The 23,916-nt window shown below is 61.4% G+C and carries 1 protein-coding gene; it reads left to right on the top strand.

Annotated features, from left to right (window positions below; translation table 11 throughout):
- Entirely contained in the window at nucleotides 1-23,871 is a 23,871-nt protein-coding gene (locus ASD28_RS31805) for an Ig-like domain repeat protein (RefSeq protein WP_056128191.1), read from the top strand.
- Nucleotides 23,872-23,916 lie beyond the last annotated feature (45 nt).

Consider the following 23,916-nt stretch of genomic DNA (forward strand, 5'->3'; position numbering starts at 1 on the left):
ATGGCCGGCTCCTCCGCCCTCGGACGACACGGCGAGCAAATTTACGTTAATAGTGCGAACGGCAACCTCGTGCTCCAGCATAACGATGATCGGCTGAAGAGCACGGGTATCGATGTCTTTGCCATTCGCACCTATAACAGTCAGGGCATGTTCGATGGCGACGGTAATGACGACAATTGGCGCCTCGGCTTTTTTCGTAGCGTCGATAGTTTGACAGGAGCGCTAAATACGACTGGCAGCACCATTACCAGAACGGACGCCGATGGCGCGCGCGCGATCTACCGCTACAACGGCAGCACCTATATCAACGCCGAAGCGGAGGGTGCACACGACACGTTGAGCTACGATGCCGTGAATCGTCAATGGTTGTGGACTGACGGAAGTTCGCGCCTTGTCGAGACTTATACCTGGTCCGCCGGAGCCGGCAAACTGGTCAAGCAGACCGATTCGAGCGGTAATCGAATCGACTTTGTCTACACAGGTAATCAGCTCACGGAAGTGCGCGATCAGAGTGGCGAAAAACAGCTGCTGATCTATACCGGCAACAACCTCACGGAAATTCGCACAGTCAAGCAAGACGGGACGGTGACTACGCGCGTGCGCTACGGCTATGACGACCTGGATCGGCTGAATACTGTAACCGTTGACCTCACGCCCGACGATAACAGCATTGCCGACGGCAAGACGTATGTCACGACCTATTCGTATGCTGGTGCCAGCAAACGCCTGGCCAGTGTCATCGAGAGCGATGGGACTCAGGCGCAGTTCACATACAAACAGATCGGTACGATGTGGCTGGTCGACACGCTGACCCAAGTGGTCGACGGTGTTCCGCGTACGACCAAGTTTTCCTACGACGATGTTTTAAATGCGGTACCCGTCAGCGTAGCCGTCGACGGTAGCCTACTGGACACGATCGGCGACCAGACGATCGAGATGAATCTTGCCGTCGATAGAAGCAAATTTACGACGAGCGAGGTCGACACCACCAGCGCCACCGTCATCCTTGATTCGACCTATGTGATCAAGTCCGGCGACACGTGGGCTGGCATCACGCAGGCGCTGTACCACACCACCGAACCGGCGGCGGTCGCTGCCTTGAAGACCGCGCTGGGCAGTCCGAACCTGACCCCTGACGCTAAGTTGAGCCCCGTGCCGGCGACGCTGAGCTTCACCATCAACGCGACGAACGTGACCGTGCCGCCGTATTACCGCGTGCGCGAGGGTGACACGTGGGAACGCATCACGTACGCCCTGTACCACACGCGCGACCATGAAGCGATGGACGCACTGCGCACCGCGACGGATGATCCGCAGCTGATCGCCGGCCTGCAGCTCGACGGCGTGCCGGCAACGCTCAATTACATCAAGACGCCGGCGACAGGAGCCGAGACGCGCATCACCGACGCTCATGGCAACCTGACGATCGTCACGAGCGACAGCAAGGGCCGCCTGACGAAGATCGTGGGCCCGCAGGTGAATGGCGTCAGCTCGAGCGTGAGCTACAGCTATGACAACTGGGGCAACGTGCTGTCGCAGACGGACGCGATGGGGAATACCAGCACGTTCCGGTATGACGATGCCGGCAACCAGATCTCGTCCACGGATCGCATGGGAAACGTTGTGAAGCGCACGTTCAACGCGAACAACCAGTTGCTGTCCGAAACCGTGCAGATCAATACGCCCAACAACGTCCTAAGCTTCTACGGCACCAAGCACTTCGTCTACGACAGTCGCAACCGTCTGCGGTTTACCGTGAGCGATGGCAACAGCGTCACCGAATATCGGTACGACGCAGCCGGCAACCAGTCGAGCGTGATCAAGTACGCGGGGCAGACCTATACGCCCAACTACAGCTTGGGTGAAACGGATCTGGTCAGCTGGGTCAACGGCATCGCCGACAAGTCAACCAGCCAGCGCACTGATTACGGCTATGATTTCCGCGGCCAGGTCAAGTCGATCACGACCTGGGCTAAGGTCGACACCGCGGGGGCTGGCGTTGCCGATGGCAGCCAGAGCGTCACCACGATGGTCTATGACCAAGCCGGCCAGCTGCTGCAAACTATCGCGGCGAGTGGCTTGATTACCAACACCACCTACGATGGGCTAGGTCGCGTGCTCGCCACCACCGATAACGCCGGCGGTTCCACGACCGCCGTGTATGACGATGCGGGCAACCGTGTGCTGATAACCCAGGCGAATGGTCTCGTGACCACGTCGGTCTACAACCAGGGCGGTGAGCTCAAGTCGGTCGTCAAGAGCGACAGCCACGACGTGCTGGGCGAGACCCGCTACTGGTACGACGCCATGGGTCATTTGCGCGTAGCTCAGGACCCGGACGGCAGCAAGCATGCGTACACGTATGATGCTGCCGGCCGATTGACGGGCGAGATTGACCCAATCGGACGCCTGACCGAATACAAGTACAACGCCAACGGCGACCGCACGGAGACCATTACGTACGCCACACTCGTGGCCCCGCTGCCGTTCATGGCGCGTACGCTCGACCTGGCGCGGGCCGTCGCATCCCAGCTCGACCAGGCGTTGCACCTGACGCTGGACAGTGTCCGTCCGGCTGCCAGCGCGACCGACGTGAAAACGTGGAATTTGTACGATGCTGACGATCGCCTCGTCTGGCAGATTGATGCGCTCGGCTACGCTACGCAAACGCTGTACGACGGCGAGTCACGCGCTTACGCGACTAATCGGCTGGCGACGCCGGTCGATATGTCGCTGCTGAGGGACGGCAGCGACGTCGCGCTGAAACTGTTGGGCAGTAGCACGTCCGTGCAACTGAGTGAAACCCGGGCGTCGAGCACTGCCGGGGCACACACCTACGTGGCTGTCGTCACTGCCGCCGGCACCAATGTGGTGAGTGGCACGGTATCGTTCTTTGCAGGTTCGGTGCTGCTGGGCAGCGCGGCCGTCGTCAATAACGTGGCTACCTTTACCGCGCTGAGCCTGCCGGCCGGTCATTCGGACATCGCGGCCGTGTATTCGGGCGATGCTGCCAACACGGGCAGCACTTCGAAGGTCCTGGAGGCCGATGCGCCCCAGTCCCAGCCGAGCAGCGTCACGCTATCCGCAGACCTGTCAGGCGCCGTCTATGGCGCACCGCTCGGTTTGTCCGCGAAAGTCAGTGGCACCAATCCGTCGGGCATGGTGGCTTTCTTCAGTGACGACACTGCCATCGGCTATGCCGTAGTGCGGAATGGCGTCGCCGCGCTGTCGCTTAGCACCCTTCCGGTTGGCGCGCACAGTCTGAAGGCCGTGTACCTCGGCGATGCGGCCAATGCCGGCAGCACGTCGAACCTGTTTACGGAAACGATCGGCCTGGCGCAGAGTACTGTGACGGTGACCTCGTCGGACAGTACGACCAACGTCGGTAGCGAGATCACGCTGACGGCATCGGTCAGCGGCGTTCGCCCGACCGGCACGGTCACGTTCTATGACCAGAACGGCGAGGTGCTTGGCACGGGGCAGGTGATCAATGGCGTGGCGACGGCCGGCATCAAAAACGTAGTGGTCGGCGTCACCCATGTGGTCGCGGCGTATTCGGGCGACATCCATAATGCGGGCAGTGTGTCGTCGGCGTTCGACGAGACGGTCGAGACCGCGATTTCGCATACCGCGTTGTATGTGGACACGTTCGATGTTTCGAACGGAACGTTGACGACATTAACCGCAAGGGTCACCGGATTCAACCCACAGGGCGAGGTCGATTTCTACGGGCCGGGTAACAAGTTTCTGGGTTGCGCGACGATTTCCAACGGCAACGCCTCGTTGCCACTGCTGAACCTCGGCGTTCAGCCGGACGACATCCGCGCTGTTTATTCCGGTGACGCCAATAACGCCACGAGCGTCGCTCAGCGCTTGAACAGCCTACCGACTTTGGTGACGCTGACCACTACCCAGTCTGACACGACGGCCACCATCGGTAATACGTGGTACCTATATCCAAAGGTTGCGGGTGCGGCGCCGGGCGGCATGATGACCCTTCTCGACGATACCGGCAATGTCCTTCAGCGTGCGGTGATCGATTCCCTCTCCGATACGACCATGTCAATGACGATTGCGCTGCCGGCCGGGCAGCACAATCTGACGTTGGTTTACGTCGGTGTTGGCAATGCAGCGCCTGTCGTGAAGCCAGTGTGTTTGATGGTGAAGCCAGCATCGAGCTCGACTTCGGTGACGGTGAGTGACCCTTACGCTCGTGTGGGCCAGAGCGTCGTGTATACGGCAAAGATCAACGGTTGGCAAAATCCGGCCCCGATCAGCGGTCAGGTACAGTTCAAGAACGCGGCGACTGGCGTCGTGCTCGGTACGGTGCCAGTGGTGGATGGTGTTGCGACCCTGAATTCCGAAATCATGACCGGATCATCGGGCCTTGTGTACGCCTACTATCTGGGCGACAGCTACCGTGCCGCATCAAGCGCTTCGGTGTATGTGTCGAACCAGGTCGTCACCGACAATCCGCGCCCAGTGGTCACCTTGTCCGCGAGCTCGACCACGCTCGAGCAGGCCGCGCCGTTGACCTTGACGGCCACCGTCGCCACGGCAGATGGTTCGAACAATGCGGCATTGATAAATTCGACGGTGTCGTTTTATAACGGCAGCGTGTTGCTTGGCAGTTCGCGCACCAATGCGGCCGGTGTAGCCACGTTGACTACGTCGATCGTCGCTGTCGGCACCGCGCACATCACTGCGGCGGCGGTTCGGATGACTTCCGGCGGCTACCCGAGCAATAACCTGAGCGAGCAGGCCATCACGGATGTCATCGATGTATGCGTCAAGCCGTCTGCTGCGCCGCCGGCAACTTCGTCGGATAACCGCCCCGTCAGCACGACGACACTCACGTTCAGCCCATCAAGCTTGAACTCGAATTCGTCGACCACGGTCGACGCACCGATTACGCTGACCGCTACCGTCGCCGGCGGCAGCATCCCGAGTTACACGCCGGTGGCGTTCTACAACCGCGGTACGTTGGTGGGCGTGGGACGCTGGGACGGATCCTCCGCGTCGATCAATCTCGGCAGGCTGCCGGCCGGAGATTATGCATTTACCGCTGTGTTCGGCGGGGTGAGCGGCCTGCGACCGAGTGAATCGGCCACGCGTACATTGGCCGTCAAGACCGTCGCGACGACGACGCAGCTCCTTGTCAATCCGGTGGAGGGCGGGGCGCGCAACGAATATCGCCTGCTTGCACAGGTGGGCGGGCTGTATGTTGCACACGGAAAGGTGAATTTCTACAACGGCACCCAGTTGCTGGGGCAGGGGGAACTCAGTAACGGCGTCGCCGTACTGAATGTAGCGCTGCCGGGTGGCCCGGCCTCACTGCAGGCTGAGTATACCGGTGATGCGGCTAGCAGTGCCAGTCAGTCTGCAGTGGTCAACCGAACTGTATTCAATGTGGCTACCGAGGTCGTGCTGACCAGTTCGGCCGCTAGTACAGCCATCGGCACGCCGCTGGTCCTCAGCGCCAGCGTCAAAGGCATCGATCCGCACGGCGTAGTAACGTTTTTCGACGGCGATACGCTGCTTGGCAGCGCCTACCTGAATCATGGCACGGCGACGTTCACGGTCGCCAACCTGCCGTTGGGTAGCCGATCGCTGCGCGCGTTCTACACGCACGACCCCGAGAATGGGCTGAATGGCCCGGCAAGTTCGAACATCCTGACCCAAACGGTCGAACGCAGCCACGACTTCGTGCTGATCGCCGACCGTACCCGCGTCATCGGCAACACCCCTCTGACGCTGACGGCAACGTTTGGAGATACTGCGGCCACCGGCAGTGTGCGCTTCATGGACGGCGATATCGTGCTCGGCACGGCCACCATTTCCAACGGCCAGGCCGTCCTCACCTGCCAGCCGCAAGTGAGCGGAACACGCCACTTGCGTGCGGAATACGATGGCGATGGAGTGGTGTCTGCGACGTCCTCGACATCGGTGGAGATGGCCGTGATGGCCGAGCCGACGACAATCTCGATCTCCAGTGTGACGTCGTTGACCAAATATGGCGATCCAGTGACATTGGTCGCGACGGTCGTAGGCGATAATCCGACCGGCACCGTCGCCTTTGTCTCACCGGACGGCAAATCGTACGGTTGCGCCCCCGTGATCGACGGCGTGGCAACGCTCACCTTGAGCAAAGCGTTGATGCCAGCGACGTACCAGATCACGGCATCTTACTCAGGCGATGCGCGTCACGCCAGCAGTGTCGCGGGCACGCTCACGCAGACCGTTACTGCGCTTCCAGCGTCGGTTACCCTGAGCAGTCCGGTCAGTTCGCTGGCGATGGGCGACACGCTCGTGTTGACGGCACAACTTGCCCTGAACGGCACTGTGGCTTCCGAAGGTCGCGTAGTTTTCTACGACGGCGATACCAGCCTCGGCTACGTTTGGCTGCAGGCCGATGGTATCGCAAAGCTGGCCGTGTCGAGCCTGGGTGCGGGCGTGCATAATATCCGCGCCACATATTCGAGCTGGATCGGAGCGTTTACCGATAGCGTCGCGAAGAATACGTTGTCGATCGAGGTTACTGGCAAGCCCAGGCCGACGATTTCCGTTACGCCGAGCGGTATGACGACGATCAGCCAGAGCCTGCCGACCACGCTGCGCGCTACCCTCGCCGGTGGCGCGTCGCCAACCGGCGTCGTCACGTTTAGCGCGGTCGGAGGCGCCAGCGGATCGGCAGGCTATTACAAGGTCCTCGGCACGGCTATCGTGGTCAATGGCGTGGCCTCGCTGAACGTCAGCGCCAGCGATGTCGGCAGTGATTATCGTTACGTCGGCGTCAGCTATGCGGGTGACGCGAACAACGCGACCGCAGTGTTGAACAATGCGGTATGCCTTTCTCGGACGAATGTCACCAAGACCGAGACCCGTACTCCGTCCACGGTCTCGCTTGGCTACACCACCGACGCGACGGCGCTGGGCAGCCGCCTTTACATGCGCGCCACGATCGCCGATCCGGCCGCGACGGGCACGGTCAGCTTCTATTCTGGGGACATCCTGATCGGCAGTGCCAACGTCGTCAAAGGCGAAGCGCTGTTCACGATCTTGCCGAGTACGAACACCCTCAATGTGACTGCGGTGTATTCGGGCGACGCTTCCCGTGCGCCGGCAACCTCAGCGGTGGCCGCGACCGCCGCGCAGCCGGCGACCGCGGTGACGTTCATGTTGCCAAACAGCCGGGTAGTGGCCGGCTCGGCCTTTTCTATCCCGATCAGGGTAGATGGTCCCTACCGTGACGGCACCGTCGAACTCTTCGTCAACGGGGTCAGCCGGGGTACCCGGAGCATCAGCGGCGGCACGGTCAATATCGATGTGGATGCGGCCGCATGGCCGGCGCCCGGCACTTACAGCGTCCAGGCCAGGTTCACGGCCAGCGGCAACCTGGCCGCCGGCACGTCCTCGATCGCGCAGTTTGTCGCTGTTGCGCCGACCAGCATGACCCTTAACGTATCGCCGCCCAACCCGAGCGTTGGCGCGGAGGTCACGTTCACGTCTGTCGTCAATGGAAATAGTCCGACCGGCGTGGTCACGTTCTACGACGACGACACCGTCATCGGCAGCGCCAACGTGGTCAATGGCGTGGCTACATTTACCACGCGTCGAAGCGCACAGGGGAACGCTTACTGGCACGCGGTGTATTCCGGCGATGCACGCAATGCCATTACGTCCGAAAGCTCCACCTATTTCCGCAATCCTTCTGCGGTCGTCCAGCCGGTCAGCAGCGCGGTTGATCTTGTCATGGAGGTGGTTACCGGTATAAATGGACCGCAGCAAAAGGTGACGGCGACGATCACCGGGGTCAAGCCTTCGGGCCTGGTGACGTTCTTCGACCGCAATGGCAAGCCGCTTGGAACCGCCAGCGTGAGCAAGACTGACCTGGTTGGACAGGGCAGGGCGGTATTCGTGCTGCCGGGTTACATCGACGGCCAGGGCGTGGTGAGCGCCACGTATTCTGGCGACGCGGTTAACGCGACCAGTGTCTCGTCACCTGTCCAGGTGCCGAATACACCCGCGCAGATCGCTATCTCGAGCTCCAACGCACTACCGACCCAGGGCGTACCGTTTACATTGCGCGCCGACGTCGCCGGCTTGCATCCGGGCGGCACGGTCGTGTTCTTCGGCCGGGACAACAAGGAGATCGGACGGGCCCCAATTGTCGACGGCAGCGCCAGCATTTCGGTCGACACGCTGCCGGCCGGCGCGAACAACATTACCGCCATGTACGCGGGAGATGCCAACAACGGCTTCGTCATCGGCAACTTCGTCCAACAAGTTGCGCAGTCGCCGACGTCGATCTCACTCGACATTCCGGACGGCCAGCACGCCCAAGGTGCGCCGGTGATCCTGACGGCGACAGTGTCTCGACCGGGAAATGGCTACGCCACTGGCAACGTCACGTTCTACAACGGTGCGACCGCCATCGGCCGTGCCGACCTGTTCAACGGCCACGCCGTCCTGTCCCTCAGCAATCTCCCGGTCGGGTCGAACCAGTTGAGCGTCCGCTACGGCGGAGACGCCAACAACATCGCATCGCGCTCCGAAGCGGCCGAGCAGGTCACCGTCTCCGCGCAGGTCCCAACGACGATTTCCGTCTCGAGTTCTCCCTCCCAGATCGTCAGTGGCCAGAAGTTTACGTTGACGGCAAAGGTGACAGGTTCTTCTGGACAGCCGGTGACCGGCCTAGTGACCTTCTTCAGTACTTACGAGGCCATTGGAACGGCCAGAGTGGTAAATGGAGTCGCCACGCTGGAATCGACGTACTACGGCTCGTCTGCATTTGTATCGGCAGCGTATTCGGGCGATGGCGCGAATGCTCCAAGCGACGCCGGCGATGGGCTCTACATCGCCAACGTTATAGGAAGCATCGCCGCGCCCGCAAAGACAACGTCGCCGAGCAATATCTCGTTCGAGGCGACACCGGCTGCCGTCACCTATGGCCAATCGTCCAGGTTGCACGTCAGCGTGACAGGCGTCGACAGTACCCATCCCCCCACCGGTTCTGTCGTTTTCTTTGACGGAAGGCGCGTCGTTGGCAGTGCGCCTGTCGTCGATGGGAGCGCCACGTTGGACTTCAGCGACTTCAAATCGGCGACAACGCAGTTGACAGCCGTCTACTCCGGCGACCAGTACAACTCGCCGACCTCACGAGCAAACGGCGTGGTGCGAACGCTGACGATGGCACCCGCGACGATCAATCCGGTTCTTCGCGTGGATCGGCTGACGACGGGTGATCCACGTTATTTGCGCCTGGAGGCGACTGTCGCCTATCCGACCAGCGCGATGGCTGCACAGCTCGACGGCAACTCGACCGTGGAGTTTTTTGTTGGTACAAAATCGGTCGGTGTAGCGACCGTGCTTGGCGGCCAGGCGGTCCTCGATAATGTCGAACCGAACATGATCGGCAGCGGCGCAGTTACCGCGATCTACCATGGCGACACGTACTACTCGAATATACGCGCGACGGGCACCTCTGAGGCGGTCATCGTGAGCGTTCCGGCCGACCCACTCAAGGTCCGGCTGAGTGTCAGTCCGGATGCGTCAGTAGCCGGCGCCACGGTTACCCTGACAGCAAGGCCGAACTATAACAGTTACCGCACCGTCAACTCCGGGTCGTTCAGCTTTTTCGACGGCGATGTGCTGCTCGGCAGTGTAAGCGCAACCGATGACTATTTGAGTCCGAGCCTCACCATTACGAACGTCGCGGCAGGTCAGCACCAATACCGCGTGGTGTATTCCGGTAATTCGGCGCAGGCAGTCGACATCTCGTATTCTGCGCCGATATCGTATGTAGTCGGTCGCCCGGCAACTGCAACTATCACTGCGACCGAAATGGCGCTCGATGCCCAGAGCAACGTCGTTAGCTGGTCAAGCCCAACGGCCGTAACTGCCAAGGTTACGGTGACGGTTGCCGGCACGCCGACGCCGACCGGAACGATCGTCCTGTACAGCAGTGACAAAGGCGAACGCCTCGGCTCGGCCCAACTGGTGGGTGGCCAGGCCGTGTTTTTGGTACCCGCAAATAAGATGGCGGATTTCGGCCACTATTACAACATGGTGTATTCAGGCGACGACCGCAATGAGGCAGCAGAGGTCAGGAACGTCGCTTATGGTAGTGGTCACGGTGGTGGCCTCGTCAGCAAATTTGACGACAAAGTCGTGCTGTCGAGCCGCCCGGACCCGCTCAACCGTTCGGGCATGGTCGAGTTATACGCATCTGTCAAGGGCGCAGATCCGACAGGCGTCATTACATTCAGGGACGCTTATGGCAATGTGCTGGGCGCCAGCGCGGTTCAGAACGGGGAGGCCAGCCTGATCGTGCGGATCCCCGCAGACGGATTGTCCGGTGTGACCGCGTATTATGCGGGCGACGTCTACAATGTCGCGCGCCTGGAGACCTACACCACGCCGGGTTCGAGCAACCTTGGCTCGACCACGACCACGCTGAGTGCTTCCGGGAACACGGTCACCCTCGGGACGAGCGTCGTGCTAACCGCGCAAGTCACCGGCGCCAGGTCGCCGGGCGGTAGCGTGACGTTCTACGACGGTTCGACCATCCTGGGCACGGTGGCCCTGCAGAACGGCACTGCCGTGTTGGCGACGACCGCACTGATTGCCGGCACCAACCACCTGACGGCCGTGTACACGGGCGATGCCGCGAACGCGGCGAGCATGTCGGCTGCCGTGGACGAAACCATCATTGGCGCGCCGGTCACGGTCAAGCTCCAGGCGCCGGCTGGACCGGTGCGTCAGGGCGCCGCCGTCACCTATACGGCGACCGTTGACGGCAATGTTCCCGGTGGGCTCGTGACCTTCATCAGCGGCAAGACGGTTCTGGGCACTGCCGCGGTAGTACGCGGCGTCGCCACGCTCAACTTGCCGAGCAATGCATTCGACGTCGGCACCGCCACCGTCGTGGCTTCGTATGCCGGCGACGCGGCCAATGCACCGGCGATTTCTCGAGCCGTGCAGCATACGGTGATCGCGGGTGTGCGCCAGGTTGTCATCGGCGCGTGCGCGTCCGACCGTAAGGTGTGGAACTGCGTGGATGCCGATGGCAGACTTCGCGTCAGCGTCGACGCCGAGAATTATCCGACCGAGTATTTCTACGATGCGGCCAATCGCCTGGTGAAGACCGTGGTCTACTCGCGAACGCTTTGGTCAATCGGCGGCGGCCCTTCGTACGAAGACGGCGGTGACAGCTACGACTACATCAGCTTCTACCTCCCCTCGGCTAATAGTGCCGACCGCGTAGTGTACAGCTACTACGACAACATGGGCAGAAAGGTCGGCGAGGTCGACGCCGAGGGCTACCTGTCCGAGTACGTGTACGACAACGCCAGCCGCGTTATTGACACGATCCGCTACGCCACGCCAGCACGCGCCCCGGTCAGCACGATCTCGACGCTGGCTTCGCTGCGTCCTGCCGCCAATGCGGATGATCATCACACCAGGAACGCGTACGACTTGAATGGCCGGCTCACACGTCAGACCGCGGCCGACGGCACCGTCACCGAATACACTTACGACATCGACGGCAACCTGACGTCCACCATGCGCGCGCGCGGAACCGGCGATGCGCGAGGTACGCTCAAGCGCTACGACACACTGGGTCGCCTCGCGGCGCAACTTGATGGACTCGGTACAGCTCTGATCGTGGACGGCATGAACGCAGCCGAGGTCGATGCAGTCTGGGCCGAACATGGCACTCGCTACACCTACGACATTGCCGGCCGCCTGACCAGCACGAATGCGTCGAAGGGCCAGCGCAACGTGTATTTCTACGACGACGAAGGCCAATTGCGCTTTACTGTCAACGCGCTCGGCGAGGTGATCGAAAACGAATACGACACACTGGGACGTCAGACGGCTACGACGCATTATGCGACACGGGTTCCGGAAAAGGCCGTGACGGCCATGGCCGGCGGTCTGCTGTCGGACACGGAAAATGCAGCCGCCTTGGTGGCGCTGGCTGTAGCGCGCGACGCACAGGCGGCGCAGAACAGTGGCAGGCACGCGAAATACGACGCGGAAGGTAACGTCATCGAACATACCGACGCGATGGGCTATGTCAGCAGCGCGACGTACAACGCGTTCAGAGAAGTGGTTGCGAGCACGCAACCGGGCACGATCGGCGGTGCCGACGTGATCACCATCCACAAGTACGACCACCGTGGGCTCGAGACTTCGACTGTGCAGCGCACTGACAGGATCTACGTTTCCCGGAGCACACAGTACGACCCATTCGGACGCGTAATCCGCAGCTCCGACGCCAACGGCAATGTCAGCCAGACCAGCTACGACCGCCTGGGCCGCGTGGTGCAGACCATGGACGCGGCCGGCGGTAAGCGCAGCACTACTTATGATGCGTTCGACCGTCAACTGACTACGAGCGATGCACTTAATAACGTGACACGCTACGCCTATGAAACGGCAGCGCGTAGCATCACCGTGACGACGCCGGAAAACGTGGCCACGACAACGCTGATGACGCGCAATGGCCAGGTGCTGAGTGTCAGGGACGGCAACGCCAACACCACGAGCTATCACTACGACGACAACGGTAACCTGCTCGACGTCGTGACGGCAGCGGGCTCGGTCATCCATCAGTACGACGCCGCCAATCGCCTCGTGCTCACCCCCGACGCGAACGGCACGGAAGTGACCTACACGTACGATGCTGCCAACCGTCAGTTGAGCCGTACAGTCGACGAACAGGGATTGAACCTCTGCACGCGTTATGAGTATGACGCCCAAGGCCACGTCGTGCGTGTTACCGACCCGTCGGGTGTTGTCACGACCACCGAGTACGACCTGGATGGAGCGAAGGTCAGCCAGACTTACGATGCCGGCGGCGCGAAGCTCAAGACTGTGTACACGAACGACGAGCGTGGCCAGGTCGTGCGGGTTCAGTTGCCTGGCGGGGAACTGACCGACTATGTGTACGACGACCTGGGCCGCCGTATCCGCGCCGTTAACGATCCATCCGGTCTGGCACTGACGGAGAACTACGAGTACGACAAGAACGGCAATGTCATTGCCAAAGTCGACCCGAACGGCAACCGCATCCGCTATGTCTACGACGGCTTGAATCGTCTGGTCTACACGATCGACGCATTAGGCTATGTGAAGCAGAACAGCTACGACGCGCAAGGTCGGCTGACGCGCACGATCGAGTATGCCAAAGCGGTCACCCTGAGCAGCCTGACCGCCAACCCGACCTTGACCGCCGTCACCAATGCGTTAACGAGCTCCAGCACTTTCGACATCGTCAACCACCATGTCTACGACAAGGATGGGCGCGTGGCCTACGATGTCGATGGCCTGGGCGGCGTGACGGCTTACCAATACGATGGTAACGGCAACGTGATCAGCCGCCTGACGTACGCGAACCGCATCAACATGTCTGGTTGGACTCCAGGCACCGCGCCCACTCCGCAGACTGACAGCACGCGTGACATGCTGGTACGCACTGTCTATGATGTGCTGAACCGTCCGATCTACGTGATCGATGGCACCGGCGCCGTCAGCGCCATGTCGTACGACGCTTCGGGCAACCTGCTCGAAAGCGTCCGCTATGCTCATACCATCGCCACTACGACGCCAGCCACGGCGGCAGCCGTGTCAGCGGCCCTGGCCGCCGTGGCGGATTCCAGTGTCGACGCGCATGTGCGCTACCGCTACGACAGCGTCGGTCGCAAATCGTGGGAAGTCGACGGCCATGGACAGGTCACCGGCTATACCTATGATGACGCCGGCAACCTGACGAAGACGGTGGCGTATGCGAAGAAAATTACTCCGCAAGATGAGCCATTCACTGTCCACGCCAGCAGCGCCGATCGAGTCACCCTGATGGGCTATGATGTCCTGCACCGCATGACGGTGCAGGTCGATCCGGATGGCGTGGTGACGCACCGGAGTTTCGACCCTAATGGCAATGTCGTTAGCGTAGTCATACACGCATCGAAAGTGCCAGCGCCGACCTCCGTGAGCACTATTGCGCTGGCCGACCAAGTGTCCACGAATTCGTCGCGCGATCACATCGTGCGTAGTGTCTACGATTCGGCCAACCGCGAAATTTATCGCGTCGACAGCCTGGGTTTCGTCATCGAACAGCATTACGACGCCAACGGCAAGGTCATCTCCCGCGTCGAGTACGCGAACGCGATCCCAACCACGACCTTGGCGACGCTGGACGCGGTGTCGGCAGCGGTTTCCAGGAACGCCGCTGATGGCCGGGCGGTGTGCACGCGCTATGTGTACGACGCGGACGGCATGCTGATCTGCAGCATCGACGGCGCCGGTACGGTCAGCAGGTTCGGCTATGATGCGGCCGGCAACCAGATCTCTCAAATCGTCTACGCGCAAAAATACACCGGCTCGACCAGTCTTGCGCCGGGCTCCGTCCCGACCATGACGAGCTCGGCATACGACGTAGCCAGCTACCGCGTATACGACGCAGCCAACCGGTTGGCCTGGAGCATTGATGGCACTGGCGGCGTCACCCGCTACAGCTACGACGGCAAGGGGCAGCTCATCGAAACTCGGGCGTACGCGACCCGTATCAACCTGTCCGGCTACATTGCTGGCAGCGTCCCGACTGTGGTGGCCGCACCAACTGATGCGGTCAGCCGAACCGTATACGATGCTGGCGGACGTCCTGTGTTCACTATCGACGGTGTGGGCCAGGTCGTCGAGACGAAATACGACGGCGACGGCAATGTGTGCGAGCGTATCCGCTACGCGAATCCGGTGCCGCTCGCCACGGCGGCGAATCGTGCTGCGTTAACGACAGCACTCGGGGCCGGTAATGCGGGCGATCTGCATGAGCGCTTCGTGTATGACAGCGCCGGTCGGGTATTGTTCAGGGCCGACCCCACCGGGCAGGTGACGGGATTTAGTTACGACGCCAATGGAAACGTGATCAAGCAGGTCAGCTATGCCACTGCCGTTGGCGCCAGCGCAGCCTTGTCCAGTGTGCAATCGAGCAGCCAGGATCTGGTCGTCCTGACGGCCTACGACGCCCACAACCACGCGATCATGCAGATCGACGCGAGCGGACAGATCACGAGCCGGACGTTCGACGCATTTGGCAACGTCACGAAGACGGTGGCCTACGCCAATCGCGTGGCGCGCCCGACCGCCGCCAGCGCAACCCTCACGATGACGACGATGGGCAACCTGATCGTTCCGGACGGCACCAAGGACCGCGTTTCCGTGAGCGTGTTCGACGCCGACCAGAACGAGATCTACAGCATCGATGCGAGAGGCGTCGTCACGGCGCGCCAATTCGACGCCCAGGGCAACGTTACGAGCCGCACCGTGTACTTCGCGACGGTTGCCGTGCCGGCGGCTGCCGACGCAGCTACGATGGCGACGCTGGTGGCTGGCATTGCCGACGCTGCGCGCGATGACCAAATGCGCTACGTCTACGACCAGGCAGGACGGGTGCTGTACAGCATCAATACCGCAGGTGACGTAAACAGCTACACGTACACTGCAGCCGGCCAAGCGATGAGCACGCGCACCTACCTGCGCAAGGCGACGGCAACGACGCCGCTCACGGCAACTGCGCTCGCTGCGCTGGTGTCGGGGGCGACACCGAATGCGTGCTTCGATTACGTGTACGATGCGGCGAACCGCCTGGCGTATGAGGTGGATGCCACCGGAGGTGTCATCCGTCACGAATACGATGGCGAGGGCAACGAAATCAAGCGTACCGCCTACGCAGCGCGCATCAACCGCGCCCAGTTCACGCCGGGGACGGCGCCGGCTGTGACGGCGGATGCTCAACGCGACAGCAGTGTGCGCACCGTCTACGATGGGTTGGGGCGCCCGAGTTTCACGATCGACCGCGATGGTTATGTGGTGGCGCTGAGGTACGACGTGATGGGTAACGTGGCGGAACGTGTCGCCTACGGCCGCCGCATCGATCCCCAGACGCCGGCCACGGCCGCTGCGATATCCGCCGCCGTCCAGCAAACGGCCGATGCGACGCTCGACACGCGCGACGTGTCGGTTTTCGGCGCCAACGGCCGCCTGGCTTGGTCGATGACCAAGTCCGGCCAAGTGACCGGCTACACTTACGATGCGCGTGGCAACATCATCAAGCGCGTTATCTATGCCAAGCCCGTGCCGTGCGGCGCAATGCCGCAAAGCGTGGTCGCCTCGGCGGGCGACAAGGTAACGCTGACGGCATACGATGCCGATGGCCGTCCGGTCATCAGCGTCGATGCCACCGGACGCGTCACCAAGCTCGTCTACGACGCAGACGGAAACGTCTTGCAGCGCATTACATTCGCCAACTTGACGAACGTCCCGACGGCGGATAGCACGCCGATTGATATCGGCTGCCCGCTGCCGGCCGCCGACACCGTCAACGACCGCGTCGTGCGGAGTGTGTACGACAACGTGGGCCGCGAGATCTACACGATCGACCAGGCCGGCGCTGTTACGGCAACGCGCTACACTGGCTTCGCCATCGAGCGCACCTCCTATGCCAAGGCCGTTCCCGCGGATACTGCCGCCACCGCCGACGCCCTGGCCGCGGCGGTTCAACTGGTGGCCGACGCCACGCACGACCGCTTCGAGCGCTCTGTATATGACGCGAGCGGCAAGCTTGTGTCCAGCACGGATGCCTGGGGCAATGTCACACGCTACAAATACGACGTGGCAGGCAACCGAATCGAGACCGTTACCCCGGAAGGCAAGACGGTGCGCCAGGTCTTCGATACGCATGGCCGTGTGCTTGTCACTGTCAACGAACTGGGCGCCGCCATCGGATTTGCCTACGATATCTATGGCAATGCGGTCAAGCAGGTCCAATACGGCACCCTGACTAGCTCGACCTCTGATCCAGCTACCCTGAGCGCAACGCCGGCGACGGGCGACCGCGTCAACTTAATGGCCTACAACCAGAACGGCCAGCTGATCTACGCGATCGATGGCGAAGGCGTGGTCCGTCAGCAGCAGTTCGATGGCGCGGGCAACATGACGACGCTGACGATCTACGCCACCCGGCTCAACACCGCCACAGTGGCGGCTGGGGCATATGGCGTGGCCGGTATCGCTGCGAAGGTCACCCAGGTAGCCGCGCAGGATCGCACCAGCCACCAAGTGTTCGATGCTGCCAATCACCTGATCTACAGCGTCGATCCGCTCGGCTTCACGCAGAAGTTCGAGTATGACGCGAAGGGCAGCCTGATTGCACGGACCCGCTTCGCCAAGTCTGTGTTCGCGGACGGCGCATTCGGCAACTGGACCGTGGGCGGACTGGACGCGCGCGTGACGGTCGACGCGCAGCGCGACCAGACCGAGCACTTCGAGTACAACGTGCTGGGCCAGGTTACCTCGCATACGGATGCCGAGGGTAAGGTCGAGACCACGGACTACAACCAGCTCGGCCAGAAGCAGTCGTTCAAGGACAAGAACCAGCGCGAGTGGACCTACCTGTACGACGCTGCCGGCAACCTGTCGCAGGAAACGTCGCCTGAAGTCGAGGGCAAGGACGGCACCTCCGTCAGACGCGTCGTTACGATGGCCTACGACGCGTTGGGACAGCTCATCAAGCGCACCGAAACGGGCGACGGCCAGACGATCGTCACCGCATTTGCCTACGACAGCATGGGTAACCAGGTGAGCATCGATTTCGGGAAGCTGACCGGTTACGTACCGGGAAGTACGACGGTCACGCAGGGTACGAACGCTATCGTTACGATGGCGTACAACCGCCTGGGCAAAGTGATCACGAAGACGGATGGCGCGGGCTACGTTAGCCGCAACGTGTACGACGAGATCGGCCAGCTGCGTTACGAGATCGACGCGAAGGGTAACGTTACGGAGTACACGTACAACAGCACGGGCGAACAGACCTCGCTGACCCGTTACGACGGCGCGATCACCGTCAGCCAGGACAAGCTGACCGTCGCCGACGTCGCGACATTGGTGGCCCAGCTCGACCAGACCAAGCGCCGCACGATCACCACGACCTACGACATGGACGGTCGTGCGCTGCAGGTGACGCAGCCGGCCGTGTACGTCGACGATTCTGGTGCCACGAGCGCGAACCGCAGCCAGACGGCAGGCGCGCAGGTACGCTATGTGTACGACGCCTTCGGTTCGGTCATCCAAACGTCCAGGTTGCTCAATGCGAGTACCAACACCTGGCTCATCGATAACAACTACTACGACCAGCGTGGCCTGCTGCAGGCGTCAGTGGACGCGGCCGGATACAAGACGACCTACAGCTACGACAGTGCCGGTAACGTCACCAGCAAGCGCGAATATGCAGTCGCCATCGCCGGCTGGACGGGTAACCGTCAGGTCGCCGCGACCGCCGTGGCGAATGCTAACGATCGCATCACCTCGACGGCGTATGACAAGGTCGGACGCGTCGTGCGCGAGAGCCTGACCGACGGCAGCGGCAAGGCCAGCAACGAGCACGTGCGCGTCACCGAGTACGACGCGATAGGCAACGTGACGATGGTCAAAGCATGGGGACCCGAGGCCACTGACTCGGACTCTCCGACCCGCATGTTCTACGACGCGATGGGCCGCCTCACGGCGGTGATCGACGGCACCCATAAGATTGGCGATAGCTACGGCCTCACGACTTATCGCTACAACATGGTTGGGAAGGTCGTGCTCCAGACCCAATACGCCAAGGGCTCCATCACGGCCACCGATCCGACTCCGGCTGCCATCAACGGGGACGACCGTGTCACGAAGACTGAGTACGACGAGCAGGGCAACGCGATCCACGTCGTCAATCCGGAGGGCGTATCGCAGTATTTCGCCTACGACAAGCGCGGCCTGCAGACCGATACCTGGACCATCGGCCAGGGCCTGAGCTACACGAAGGATTCGGCGTTCGGCCAATTCGCGCGCACCTACGATGAAGTCGGCCGCCTGCTGACGGACAGCTACAAATCGTTGGCACTGCAATACAACGCCTTCGGCGAACTGACGCGCAAGCAGCAGGGCACGGACATCACGTTCTACGAATACGACGCAGCCGGCCGCATGTGGCGTACCAATGAGAACGGCCGGGACGAAATCTATGTGTACGACCTCCTGGGACGACGGACGGCGGTCGTGACGAGCGACGGTGCCGACGGATTTGATTACGACATCAAAACATACACGGTATCGACCGCGAACGCGAACAGCATGGGTAACGCTCTCGGCCGCGTCGAATACAAGTATGATGCCGAAGGCAACGTCATCAGCGAAACGGCGCGGTCACGCGGGAGCAACCGTCCGGTAACGACCTACGTGTACGACCGCTGGCACAACCTGCTCAGCAAGACCGAGCCGGCAGCCAGCACCTGGATCCTGGCGCCGAAACCGACGACGAGCTACACCTACGACATGAAGAACCGCGTGACGAGCGAACGTTACGCCAAGGCGGACGGCACGGCGGGCGGACGCGTACGCACCTTCGAGTACACATATGGCGCGCAAGGCGCGCTGGTCGGTCGCAGGACGATTGATCGCGAAAGTGCCTCGGTCACCAGCGAGGCGGACAATAACGCCAATCGCGCGCGTTACCGCGTCACCACGGAAAGCTTCACTGCATCGGGCAAGCTGCTCAGCGCGGAGACCAACGGTATCGTCATCGAGAAGCACACCTACGACGCATTCGACCAGGTGCTGACCGATGAAGTCATGGCCGACCGTGCGGTCCACTACACTTACAACCACATCGGCAAAGTCACCAGCGTGACCCATGCGCCGGTCGACATTTACGGCGTCACGCAGTCCGGCAGCATCATGTCTGCAGTCCTCAGCGCCACCCGTGCGTTGACCGAGACGTTTGCTTACGACGAACTCGGTTACCTGATCAGCGTGACGAACGGTGCTGGCGAAGTCACCAACTACCGGCACGACTTCTACGGCAACGTCACCTGGACCAAGATTCCAGGCTGCGCAGCCACCTCGGCCACCTGGGACGTGAACGGGCGTAAGCTGACCGCGACCGACGCGTTGGGCCATCAGGCGAAGTGGGAGTACGACAGCTACGGCCGCCTGAAGACCATGACCGGCTACGACGGCGGGGTGACGGCGTACACGTATGACAACCTGGGCCAACTGCGCACGGCAAGCCAGCCGAGCAAGGGCCAGACCCTGACGTACGCTTACGATGGCGCGGGTCAGCTGAAGAGCATCACCGATTACAACAGTGGCGGCTACGGGTATCCGTCGCTGAACAAGCAGACCACGTACACCTACGACCTGGTGGGTAATCGCCTGAGCGAAAAGACCGTGCAGGGCGGCGTAACGTTCGCGGACAACACGTTTACCTACGACGTATTGCACCGCGTGGTGACGATCAGTTCGGGCGATACCGGCCAGGGCGTGCAAAGCATCGCCTACGAATACGACGGATTCGGCAATCGCACCCGCTACACGTCCAAGGCCGTCGGCAAAGGCAGCGACCGCAACCAGGACGGCTACTTCTTCTACGACGCCCTGAACCGGGTCACGATCTCCGGCGCGCTCGATGCCAACGGCACGATTGGCGGCGCGACTGAGCGCCGCACCTACGACGCTGCAGGCAACCTGAAGACGGCGGGAACGGCGGGCCACATGGAATCGTACGGCTATGACGCCATGAACCGCCTGGTGAGCACCAGCGTGGACGGCCAGGTCGTGTTCCAGACGGCGTACGACGCGGCGGGACGCGTGGTCCTGACCGGCGAGAAGTCGGCGACGACGCCGACGATCACGTCCGGCGTCCCGGCGCCGGTCGAACCGGTCGCGCCGGTCGCGCCGACCGCTCCGCCTGTAGGCAGCTCACAGGCCGTGATCGACGCTTACAACGTGAAGAAAGCGCAGTACGACAAGGACAAGCTCGCGTACGACCAGGCTCTGGAGAAGTACAAGTCCGATCTGCAGGATTACAACGACCAGAATGCGTATCTGGACGGAGTGCGCGCCGCCACGGCCACTACCGGTTATGAGCGTCACGTCCGCGCTTACGATACGCAGGGGCGCCTGGTAGTCGACCAGGGGTTCAAGGACGGCGGCAGTCTTAAGACCATGATGGTCAACGACACGTTCGACGACGCGGGTAACGTGCTGACGTACCACACGGATGCGATGGTGAACGACCACATCCGCAGCGACTATACGAACACGTACAGGACGCTGACGAATGGCGTGGTGCAGGCGTCGTCCACGGGCCACCTGACAGTATTGAGTGGCAAGCTCGCGGGCAAGACTGGGAATAACGCGACGAGCACCGATGTGTACGATGCCAGCGGCAACCTGGTCGGTGTCGATTACACCACGGACGGCGACGCACCGAAGAGCGGTACGTCCAGGAAGATCTTCATCGTGGACGCGCACGGCAACATCCTGCTCAGCCGCGAGCAGAGCTGGAATTCGCCGACAGTGGAGCAGCGCCAGATCCTGATGGGCGACGAGCTGCAGCTGCGCTACAGCATCAACTACGGTTCGTTCGGCGACCTCCAGGACGAGCAGAAGAAAGCGTTCTGGGAGGCCTATAACAAGGACGCGTACCAGAGCATGGTGACGCCGGGCGGCACGATCACCGCGGAGGCGGGCGAGAACCCGACCACGGGTCAGGTCGTCGTGGTGCGCGAGGGCGACACGCTGCAAAGCATTGCGCAGCGCGTGTACGGCACGCCGGACGCGTGGTATCGCATCGCCGACGCCAACCGGTTGGAGCACGACAGCGTGCTGGTCGCGGGCACGAGTGTCGTTGCACCCGCAGCCATGACCGACAGCAACAAACTCGATTTCAACATGGGCAAACTGGTGGGCAGCACGGCGCCGAACCTGCCGCCACCGCCGCCGGACAAGAAGTATTGCATCACGTTGATCATCGTGGCGGTAGCTGTTGTGGTCGCGAGCTTGGTCTCGGACGGCATGGCTAGTTTTGCGACCGAGTTGCTGGGCAGGAGCACTGCTGCGGAGATTGTCGCAACGGGACTGAAGGTCGCCGTAGGCAACGTGGCGTCGCAGGCGGTTGGTATCGTGGCCGGGGTGCAGGACGGCATGGACTGGAGAAGCGTCGGCAAGGCAGCGATCACCGCCGCAATCGGCGCTGGCGTCGATTCGCTGACCAAAGGTCTTACCCCCGCCGTCAGCGCAGCCTTACGCAGTGTCGCTAGTCGAGCCGTGCTGATTGCAGCGCACCAGCAGGAGAAATTCAGCTGGGCTTTGGTGGCCGAGTCGGCGATTTCCGCTGCCGTTGGCAATAGCGACACTTTGAATTCCATTGGGAAGTCGATGGAGGAAAACGGCTGGAGCGCTTTTGCAAAGGGGGCCGTGAAGAGCGGGATCAGCGGTTTTTTTGGTAGTCTGATCACGGATCTCATCATTCCTGGCAAGCAGGATTGGGCGCAGATCGGCATCTCTACGTTCGAAAGTGCCCTGTCATCGGGTCTGGAGGATCAGCGGAAAGACAATAAGGCACGTGGCAAGTCGTTCCTCTTTGACGATGAGCTGTCAGCGGCCGGGCGGAGGGCGGGAGAGGCTGTTCGGAACTCGTTTGGCAATGCGCTGGGGAACAGCTTGGCTGGCATGGGCTCGCAATCCGACGATGGGCAAGAGGCAGGCCGAGTAGCTAGGCCGATCTCCCATGAACAGGCAGAGCGCAATATGTATGGCGGGATGACTTCGAGCCAGCTCCTCGGCGGAGACAAGGACTGGCTCGGTGCCATGGGAGCTTACGACGGTTCTTACGGAACCAGTGATAACGACGAGCGCATTCCAAATTACCAGGCACCTATTCGACAAGTCGTTGTTGACGGGGGCGACGTAAACCAGCGGTTGAATGCCATCTTTGGCCTGACGCCAAAGAGTATTGGCAGCCCACAGGCATCCAATGACATCGCTGCACAACAAATGTCCGATTTGGGAGCTGGTATTTGGAATGGCATCAAGGCGATTCCAAGTGGCATATGGAACGGCCTCGCCACGGTCGCTGATGGTTATCGTGGACTGGCTTATTTAGTTACTAACAACATTAACAGCTTCCAGCCCCGCTCCAACGTCACGCTGGACGGCATCGCGCGGGGTATTGTCGACAATAGTCCCGTTGGCGTACTCGGAGCCATGTTTGATAATAATTATCGAGCCGCAGGCAGCCGCTTCGTCGGGACTGTTGCGGGCTTGGGAACAAGCTACGCGAGCCCGTACCTAACCAAGATTCCTGGCCTGAACTACGACATCGGCGCAGCCAGTGCCAGGGGCCTGTACTCAGTAGGAGAATACGCTGCAAGCAAGCTCGACGTCATGCTCGATCGCTCGGGGCTTCGTGCGTATGCGTTCCCCGCTGACGCGAGTTTGAGAGGCGGGCCAACAACTCTAGTTGACGCAGAAATCAGTGCGCTTAAACGAATTGCGGCCAATAATGCGATAGATACTCGTTCGGCTGCGCGAGTGGCCCGTTATGGTGTGTCGTTCTTCGGTGACGATGTCGTTCCATTCTACGGCGCGTCGAAGGCGACTGTCGGCAACCCTAATGGAGCACCAACTTTTTTCATGCCGCTTGAAGATGCCGCCTTAGTCAAAAATGCACATGACGCTGCGGTATATACTGGCATGGCTCCGTCGGCAAAAAATGCATATCTGAATGGAGGAGACATTTATGGCTACAGTTTTCCAACGGATGGCCTTCGGGTGACTAAACCAACGGCTCTTGACGCCGGAGGTTGGCCACACTATCTTGAAGGCGGCAATACGGCAGTTAAACTCGAAGGGCCTAATGCTGGTTATATGGTCACTCCAGTTCGCGAGTTTGTAACCCCAGGAAATGCTGCTGTTCCGAGCGGCAGTGTGTTGTTTAAGCTTGGCCCCGACGGTGAATGGATTCCCATAAGGAGATGGTGATAAATGCGCTGGGAAGATAAAGGCTGTCCCATATGCAGACGAAAG

The sequence above is a fragment of the Massilia sp. Root133 genome (genome assembly GCF_001426525.1).
Taxonomy (GTDB): Bacteria; Pseudomonadota; Gammaproteobacteria; order Burkholderiales; family Burkholderiaceae_D; genus Telluria; species Telluria orientalis.

Excerpts from the sequence above, each read along its gene's own strand:
- ASD28_RS31805 (WP_056128191.1), top strand. The coding sequence starts at position 1 with ATGGCCGGCTCCTCCGCCCTCGGACGACACGGCGAGCAAATTTACGTT.